Source organism: Actinoplanes sp. NPDC089786, assembly GCF_040684855.1.
Lineage (GTDB): Bacteria > Actinomycetota > Actinomycetes > Mycobacteriales > Micromonosporaceae > Actinoplanes.
The window spans coordinates 923,444-931,709 of record NZ_JBFBGU010000001.1; the positions used below are offsets into that span (position 1 = coordinate 923,444).

Genomic DNA, 8,266 nt, shown 5'->3' on the forward strand with positions numbered 1-8,266 from the left:
CATGAAGAAGCTCCTCGCTCTCCTGGGTGTCCTGCTCGTGCTGGCGCCGACAGCAGCACACGCCAACCCGATCTCGGCGTCCTTCGCCGACACGTTCGCCGACCCGGTCATCGTCCACGGCGACGACAATCTCTACTACGCGTACGGAACGACGGATCCGCTGCGCGAAGGCGAGAAGGTCGCCCACCGGATCCCGATCGCCCGCTCGGCCGACCTGGTCACCTGGTCCTACGTCGGCGACGCGTTCAGCGCCGGCCAGAAACCCGCGTTCGCCGCCGGCAACGCCGCCTACTGGGCGCCGGACGTCCGGAAGATCGGCAACCGCTGGATCATGTACGTGACCGTCACCGAGACCACCGTCGCGCCCGGCGCCTCGGCCATCGGCGCCGCCACCGCGCCGACCCCGGCCGGGCCGTGGACGTTCGTGGACACCCCGGTGGTCGCGCCGCGGCCCAGCGGGGACGGGGGGTGGCTCTGGACCTTCGACCCGGCCCAGCTCACCACGCCCGACGGCCGGAAGTTCCTCTACTACGGCAGCTACTTCGGCGGCATCTGGGTCAGTGAGCTCACCGCGGACGGGCTGCACCTGACCGGCCCCGCCACCCGGGTCGCGGTCGACAACAAGTTCGAAGGCGCGTACGTGGTGCGGCGCAACGGCTGGTATTACCTGTTCGCATCGTCGGCCAACTGCTGTGCCGGCCCGACCACCGGCTACTCGGTCTCGGTCGGGCGCTCGCGGGACCCGCGCGGCCCGTTCACCGACAAGTTGGGCCAGTCGCTCAACGTCTCGCGGGCCGGTGGCACGCCGGTGATCGCGCCGAACGGCAACCGCTGGGTCGGCACCGGCCACAACGGACTGATCACCGACCGGCTCGGCCAGGACTGGTTCGTCTACCACGCGATCGACCGGAACGACCCGTACCTGGACGAGCCGTTCGGGATCAACGAGCGGCCGATGCTGCTCGACCGGCTGGACTGGATCTCGGGCTGGCCCACCGTACGCGGCGGGGCGTGGGCCTCGGACGTGCTCCGCGACCGGCCCAACCGTCCGCTGCCGCCGGTCCGGGTGGCGCCGGCGCCGACGCCGGGGCGCCTGCTGGCCTCCGACGAGTTCGCCGGCCGCTCGCTCGACCGCCGCTGGACCGCGATCCGGGAACCGGCCGTGACGGTGGGCCGCGGGCGGCTGAGCTGGCCGGTCGAGGGCGCCGACCTGACCGGCGCCGGCAACGACGCCGGGGTGCTGCTGCGGGACGCGCCGAAGGGCAACTGGATCGCCGAGACCAGGCTCACGCTGCCGCTGGGCGAGGACACGGTGCGCAACTACCAGCAGGCCGGGCTGATCGCCTACGTGGACGACGACCGGTTCGCGCGGCTGTCGGCGGTGGCGATCTGGAACACCCGGCAGGTCGAGTTCGGCTACGAGATCCCGTACGCGGGCGCGCTGTCCTACGGCGGCACCATCGCCGGCCCGCCCGGCCTGGAGACCACCTGGCTGCGGCTGGCGCACCGGACCGACGCCGGCGGCGAGCACGAGTACCGCGCCGGGGTGAGCCGCGACGGCCGGAAGTGGACCTGGGGTGGCGTGTGGACGATGCCGGCGAACACCACACCGCGCATCGGCCTGATCGCCCACGGCGGAGCGGCGCCCGCCGTCACCGCGACGTTCGACTATCTGAGGTTCAGCCGGTGGTGACCCCACCAGTGGTAGCCCAGCGCGCCATCCGGCGGCGAAATACCGCCAGGGGCTACCACTGTCTCGTCCTGGCCGTTCTGGTCCTGGCCGGGTGCGGCGGCGAGGCGGCGCCCGCGAAGGAGGCACCGATGTTCAGCAACCCGGTCTTCGCCGAGAACTTCCCCGACCCGGGGGTGATCCGGCACGAGAACACCTGGTACGCGTACGGGACGAACAACGCCGCCGCGAACGTGCCGGTGCTCTCCTCGCCGGATCTCGTGCACTGGACCGGCGCGGGGGACGCCATGCCCGAGGTGGGCACGTGGGCCACCAAGGGCAATACCTGGGCGCCTGAGGTGATCGCGGGCGACGGCGGCTGGCTGCTCTACTACACCGCCCGCTCGACGGCGACCGATCGGCAGTGCATCGGGGTGGCGTTCAGCGCCGAGCCGGAAGGGCCGTTCGTCGACGAGTCGGATCGGCCGCTGATCTGCCAGGCCGACGAGGGCGGGTCGATCGACGCCAGCCCGTTCACGGCCGCCGACGGCAAGCGCTACCTCTACTGGAAGAACGACGGCAACGCGATCCGGCAGCCGACCTACCTCTACGGGGCCGAGCTTCGCGCGGACGGGCGGGCCCTCGCCGGCGAACCGAAGCAACTGCTGGTCAACGACGCCGCGTGGGAGGACCACGTCATCGAGGCGCCGCAATTGGTCGAGAGAGAAGGAACGTTCTTTCTCTTCTACTCGGCCAACGCCTTCGACCGGGACGTGTACGCGATGGGCTACGCGACCTGCGACTCGCCGCTCGGCCCGTGTCGCAAGGCGGCGGAGAACCCGATCCTCAAGACGTCACCGGCGGCGGCCGGGCCGGGACACAGCTTCCTGGTCACCACGCCGGCGGGGGAGAGCTGGCTGCTCTACCACGCGTGGCCGCCGGACGCGATCGGCAGCGTCTCGCCCGGCCGCCAGCTCTGGCTGGACAAAGTGGACTGGGTCGACGGCAAGCCCGTGGTGAAGGGACCGACCGCCGACCCGCAGCCACTGCCTCGCTGAGGCCGGTCTCAGCCGACCAGGTGGCGGCGCAGGTCGGGCGCCGACCTCGCCGTCACCGCGTCGGCGTCACTGAACGCCGCGACCCAGAACCGTGCGGGAACGACCGCCCGGGTCCTCCTGGCGGACGACCCCGGACTGTCCTCAGAGGCGGGTCGCGCCCTTGCTGGGGACCGCGACGAAGGGGGTGGGCGCGGTGAAACCATGCTTCGCGTACGCCTCGGCGATCGCCGAGGCGATGGCGTCGGCCCGGTCGGCGTCGATCAGGGCGAGGATGCAGCCGCCGAAACCGCCGCCGGTCATCCGGGCGCCGTACGCGCCGGCCATCAGCGCCGCCTCCACCGCGACGTCCACCTCGGCCACGGTGATCTCGAAGTCTTCCCGCATCGACGCGTGCGACGCGGTCATCAGTGGCCCGATCTCCCGGATCCGGCCCGAGCGCAGCAACGCCACGGTGTCGAGCACGCGCTGGTCCTCGGTCACCACGTGGCGCACGCGGCGCCGCATCACCTCGTCGTCGAGCTGCTTCAGGGTCTGGTCCAGGCCGTCCGTGGAGACGTCACGCAACGCGGGTACGCCCAGCAGCCGCGCCGCCTCCTCGCACGACTTGCGCCGGGCGCCGTACTCGCCGTCCACGTGCCGGTGGGGCGCGTTGCTGTTCACCACCAGCACGGCCAGGCCCTCGGCGGCCACGTCGAACGGGATCTGCTCGACCTCCTGCGACCGGCAGTCGAGGAACAGCGCGCGGCCGGCCTCGCAGCGGATCGACGCCGACTGGTCCATGATCCCGGTCGGCGCGCCGACGTAGACGTTCTCGCCACGCTGGGCCAGGGCCGGCCGTTCGTGCGCCGGGATGTCCAGGCCGCCGAGGTCGATCAGCGCGGTGAGCACGGCCGACTCCAGCGCGGCGGACGACGAGACGCCGGCGCCGAGCGGGACGTCGGAGGTGAGCGCTATGCGGGCGGGCGGGGGCTCGTACCCGGCGTCGCGGAGCGCCCACACCACCCCGGCGACGTAGGCGGCCCAGCCCGTCACCGTTCCCGGCTCGCCGGGGTCGTCGAAGCTGACCGGCTCGCCCTGCAGGTCGGAGCACACCGCCCAGCCGGCGTCGGCCCGCCCGGCCGCGGCGATCACCCGCTCGGGCAACGCGAACGGGAGCACGAACCCGTCGTTGTAGTCGGTGTGCTCGCCGATCAGGTTCACCCGCCCGGGCGCCGCCCAGAGTCCCTCGGGCTCGGCGCCGTAGTGATCGCGGAAAATAGTAGCGACGTCTGTCATGACCGCCTGCACCGAGCGGCAGCAGCCGTCACCGACCAACGGCGTCGAGGGCCAGAAGGGCATGACGAAGAAGGCTCAGTCATGATCTGATCAGATCACGCCACGTGGGTCCGGTAGAACGCCCAGGCGTCACCGATCATGTCGTGCAGGGTCGCCTTCTCGGGCACCCAGCCGAGCTCGGCCCGGGCCAGGGCCGACGACGCGACCAGCGTGGCCGGGTCGCCCTCGCGGCGCGGCGCGATCTCCACCGGCAGCTCGTGGCCGGTCACCTCGCGGGCCACCTCGACCACCTGCCGGTTGGTGAACCCGCTGCCGGTGCCCAGGTTGTAGATCCGGTGTTCGCCGCCGACCGCCGCGTCCAGCGCCAGCAGGTGGGCCCGGGCCAGGTCTTCCACGTGGATGTAGTCGCGGACGCAGGTGCCGTCGGCGGTCGGGTAGTCGTCGCCGAACAGCTGGAGCTTCTCGCGCTTGCCCGCGGCCACCTGGAGCGCGATCGGGATCAGGTGGGTCTCGGGGTCGTGCCGCTCGCCGATCTCGGCCGCCTTTAGACGCTCGGTGTCCGGCCGGATCAGCGCCCCGGCCACGTTGAAGTAGCGCAGCGACACCGCGGCCAGCCCGTGCGCGAAGGTCTCCGAGGTGAGGGCGTGGTCGAAGGTCAGCTTGGTGGCGCCGTAGGTGTTGGTCGGCGCCTTGACGGCGCCCTCGGTGATCGGCAACTCGCTCGGGTTGCCATAGACCGCCGCGGTGGAGGAGAAGACAAGTTTGGGTACGCGCGCCGCGCGCACCGCCGCGAGCAGACGCAGCGACCGGATCACGTTGTGGTCCCAGTAGAGCTCCGGCTTCACCATCGACTCGCCGGCCGCGATCAGCCCGGCGAAGTGCAGCACCGCGTCGAAGCCGGCCTCGGCCGTCAGGACGGTGCCGGCATCGGCGATGTCGGCCTCCACGAAGGTCGCATCGGGCGCTACCGCCTCGCGGAATCCGGTGCTGAGATTGTCCAGGACAGTCACGTCATGTCCGGCGTCGAGCAGCAGCCGGCTGGTCACGCTGCCGACGTACCCCGCGCCTCCGGTGACGAGCAGTTTCACGGCGGTGTGCCCTTCCGTCGGTGATTTGCCACTCTACAATCTCTCAAGATCGCTCATGAGTCAACACGACCGAACATCCATAGGTCGCACGCACGGGCGGTTTACGGGAAGTGGGCCGAGACTGTCACAATGACGCTCATGTCCGACGCCGCCCCTCGCCCGCGGGTGCTCTCCGGGATCCAGCCCACCGCCGACTCGTTCCACCTCGGAAACTATCTGGGCGCGGTGCGTAACTGGGTGGCCTTGCAGGACTCACATGACGCGTTCTACTGCGTGGTCGATCTGCATGCGATCACCGCCGGGCACGAACCGGTGGCGCTCCGCAATCGCACACGTCTCTCCGCCGCACAGCTGCTCGCCGTCGGCCTCGACCCCGATCGATGCACGCTGTTCGTGCAGTCGCACGTCCCCGAGCACGCCCAGCTGGCCTGGGTGCTGAACTGCATCACCGGTTTCGGTGAGGCCGGGCGCATGGTCCAGTTCAAGGACAAGTCGGCCAAGGCCGGGCAAGATTCCACCTCGGTCGGCCTGTTCACCTATCCGATCCTGCAGGCCGCCGACATCCTGCTCTACCAGGCCGACCAGGTGCCGGTGGGCGAGGACCAGCGACAGCACCTCGAGCTCACCCGCGACCTGGCCCAGCGGTTCAACACCCGGTACGGCCCGACCTTCACGGTGCCCGCGGCGTACATCGTCAAGGACACCGCGAAGATCACCGACCTGCAGGAGCCGACCGCGAAGATGTCCAAGTCGGCGTCCTCGCCGAACGGCATCATCGAGCTGCTGGAAGACCCGGCCCGCTCGGCCAAGAAGATCAAGTCGGCGGTCACCGACACCGGCCGCGAGATCCTCTACGACGAGGTGGCCAAGCCCGGCATCAGCAACCTGCTGACCATCTACGCCGCGCTGACCGGCCGGACCATAGACGAACTGCTCGAGCAGTACGACGGCCGCGGCTACGGCGACCTGAAGAAAGACCTGGCCGAGGTCGTGGTCGAGTTCGTCAAGCCGATCCAGGATCGCACCCGGGCCTACCTCGAAGACCCCGGCTACCTCGACAAGGTGCTGGCCGTGGGGGCGGAGAAGGCGCGGGCGGTGTCCGCGGTGACACTCGCGCAGGCGTACCAGAACATCGGTTTCCTCAGCCCGGCGCGCGGAGCCTGACCGCGTGGCCCCGACCACCACGATCGGCGTCGCGATCGACATCCCGGAGCCGTGGGGTTCGCAGCTCACCAAGCGCCGCGGCGAGGCCGGCGACCCGCAGGCCGCGTTCACGCCCGCCCACGTGACGCTGCTCGGGCCGACCGAGGTGGACACCGGGCTGCTGCCGGCCGTTGAGGAACACCTGGCCACGGTCGCGTCCGGGCAACCGCCGTTCACCATCCACCTGCGCGGGACCGGCACGTTCCGGCCGATCACCGAGGTGGTCTTCGTGACCCTGGCCCAGGGCATCAGCGAGTGCGAGCTGCTGGCCGAGGCGATCATGGCGGCCGACGGGCTGCGTCGGGAGTCGCGATTTCCGTACCATCCACACGTGACCGTCGCCCAGGACGTGCCCGCCGCCGCGCTCGACGCCGTCTTCGACGATCTGGCCCCGTTCTCCTGCCGGTTCGGCGTCGCGTCGTTCACGCTGTTCTCGCATGGTGGCGAGGGCCCCTGGCGCCGGCGTCGTGACTTCTCGCTCGGGGGCTGACGTTGGCTGACGGTCGGCCCGCGAGCGCCGTCGACCGTGCCTACGACGCGATCGTCGCGCGGCTCATGGTCTGGCGGCACCGCTCGAAGTACTTCGACCACTTCAGCCGGGCGATCCTGCGCTACGACGAGGTCAACGGCGGCCGGCTGGCCGCGGCCATCGCGTACTACGGCTTCTTCGCGGTCTTCGCGCTGCTGCTGATCGGCTACTCGATCTTCGGCATCCTGCTCGGCAACAACGACGACCTGTTCGACATCGTCCGCGAGTTCCTCGCCCAGAACCTGCCGTTCCTCGACCTCCAGCAGGTGCTGGACAGCGGTCGTACGGTCGGCATCATCGGCCTGGTCGGCCTGGTCTGGACCGGCCTCGGCTGGGTCGACGCGATCCGCTCCTCACAACGCCTGATCTGGCGGGTCAACGAGCACCCCGGCTTCTACGGCATCCGTCAGCTCGTCGACCTCGGCGTGCTGCTCGGCATCCTGGTCCTGGTCGGCCTGTCGGTGGGCGCCGTCAACCTGCTGGAACGGCTGCTCACCTGGCTCTCCGACGGGCACGCGGGCTGGCTGCTGACCACGGTCAGCTGGATCGCCATGATCGCGATCAACATGTTGCTGGCGGCGGCGCTGCTGGCCGCCGTGCCCCGGCTGCGGATGACCGTGCGCCGGATGATTCCGCCGGTGCTCCAGGTCGGTGTCGGCATCACGTTGCTCAACACGGTCGGTAAGTATCTGGTCGGCCTGGTCGAGCGGAACCCGGCCTACGGCCTGGTTGCCAGCGCGGTCGGCGTGCTCTTCTACCTGTACCTCTTCAACCAGGTCCTACTGTTCGGGGCGGCGTGGGCGGCGACCAGCCCGCACGGCCGCGTCGTCGACCTCGCAGCTGACGATAAAACTGCTCCGGTAGGACAAAATACCTGGATTCGGCACCACAGTCCGTAATGATGTGCCCATGGGCAGTCTCGTGACGCTCAGCCTGCCGCCGGACTCCCCGGTGGCCGCCCTCCCGTGGGTGATCACGGTCAGCCCGCTGGACGACGCCGAGGGCTGGGAGCCGGTGGTGTTCGGGCCGTACGAGCGGGCCCACGCGCTGGCGCTGGCCCAGGCCGTGGTGGCCGACGACGACCTGGTCGCCGTGGTCGAGCCGCTGCTGCCACGGGTCGACGCCGAGGCGATCCGCGACGAGATCGAGGCGGTGCGTTCGGCCGCCGAACTTCCGCCGGGCGACGACGAGCCGCCGGACTACATCGAGACCGTCGAGCCTGGGCCGGCGCCCACCGCCACCGACGTCCGGGCCGGCTTCGCCCGCCTGGCCGCCAAGCTCCCCGGCATGGCCGGCTGACCCCTTTGCTCTGAGCGCGTATAGGCAACACCCGGTGACAAACCGGGCGAACCGCAGGGCTCTGCGCACTCATACGCGTCATCCGCGCGACAAGCCGGGCGAACCGCGGGGCTCTGCGCACTCATACGCGTCATCCGCGCGACAA

8 protein-coding genes are annotated in these 8,266 nt (G+C 70.6%); 6 read left to right on the top strand and 2 right to left on the bottom strand.

What is annotated here, in order from left to right; translation table 11 throughout:
• Position 1 precedes the first annotated feature (1 nt).
• Positions 2 to 1,693 carry a family 43 glycosylhydrolase gene (locus AB0O15_RS04505; protein ID WP_364313914.1) on the top strand — a complete coding sequence of 564 codons (1,692 nt, stop codon included), beginning with the start codon at positions 2 to 4 and terminating at the stop codon, positions 1,691 to 1,693.
• A 128-nt stretch (positions 1,694 to 1,821) separates the two neighbouring features.
• Entirely contained in the window at positions 1,822 to 2,727 is a 906-nt protein-coding gene (locus AB0O15_RS04510; protein ID WP_364313916.1) for a glycoside hydrolase family 43 protein, read from the top strand.
• Between the two features lie 141 nt (positions 2,728 to 2,868).
• On the opposite strand, the gene galK is transcribed toward AB0O15_RS04510, so the two are convergent.
• Positions 2,869 to 4,002 (bottom strand): galactokinase, encoded by a 1,134-nt coding sequence (galK, locus tag AB0O15_RS04515; RefSeq protein ID WP_364313919.1) that lies wholly within the window; start codon positions 4,000 to 4,002, stop codon positions 2,869 to 2,871.
• Positions 4,003 to 4,097: 95 nt separating this feature from the next.
• Positions 4,098 to 5,090 (bottom strand): UDP-glucose 4-epimerase GalE, encoded by a 993-nt coding sequence (gene galE / locus AB0O15_RS04520; protein ID WP_364313922.1) that lies wholly within the window; start codon positions 5,088 to 5,090, stop codon positions 4,098 to 4,100.
• Positions 5,091 to 5,228: 138 nt separating this feature from the next.
• Between galE and trpS the strand changes: the two genes are divergently transcribed.
• The 4 genes from trpS to AB0O15_RS04540 are packed head-to-tail and all read left to right on the top strand — an operon-like array spanning position 5,229 to position 8,121.
• The gene (gene trpS, locus AB0O15_RS04525) at positions 5,229 to 6,254 is read left to right on the top strand and encodes a tryptophan--tRNA ligase (RefSeq protein WP_364313925.1); all 1,026 of its coding nucleotides are present in this window, start codon (positions 5,229 to 5,231) and stop codon (positions 6,252 to 6,254) included.
• Between the two features lie 4 nt (positions 6,255 to 6,258).
• Positions 6,259 to 6,783: a 2'-5' RNA ligase family protein gene (locus AB0O15_RS04530; RefSeq protein ID WP_364313928.1), complete on the top strand. Its 525-nt coding sequence runs from the start codon at positions 6,259 to 6,261 to the stop codon at positions 6,781 to 6,783.
• Between the two features lie 2 nt (positions 6,784 to 6,785).
• Complete coding sequence (locus tag AB0O15_RS04535; RefSeq protein WP_364313930.1) at positions 6,786 to 7,721, top strand: YihY/virulence factor BrkB family protein; 936 nt, start codon at positions 6,786 to 6,788, stop codon at positions 7,719 to 7,721.
• A 10-nt stretch (positions 7,722 to 7,731) separates the two neighbouring features.
• Positions 7,732 to 8,121: a hypothetical protein gene (locus AB0O15_RS04540; protein ID WP_364313933.1), complete on the top strand. Its 390-nt coding sequence runs from the start codon at positions 7,732 to 7,734 to the stop codon at positions 8,119 to 8,121.
• The last annotated feature ends 145 nt before the right edge of the window (positions 8,122 to 8,266 follow it).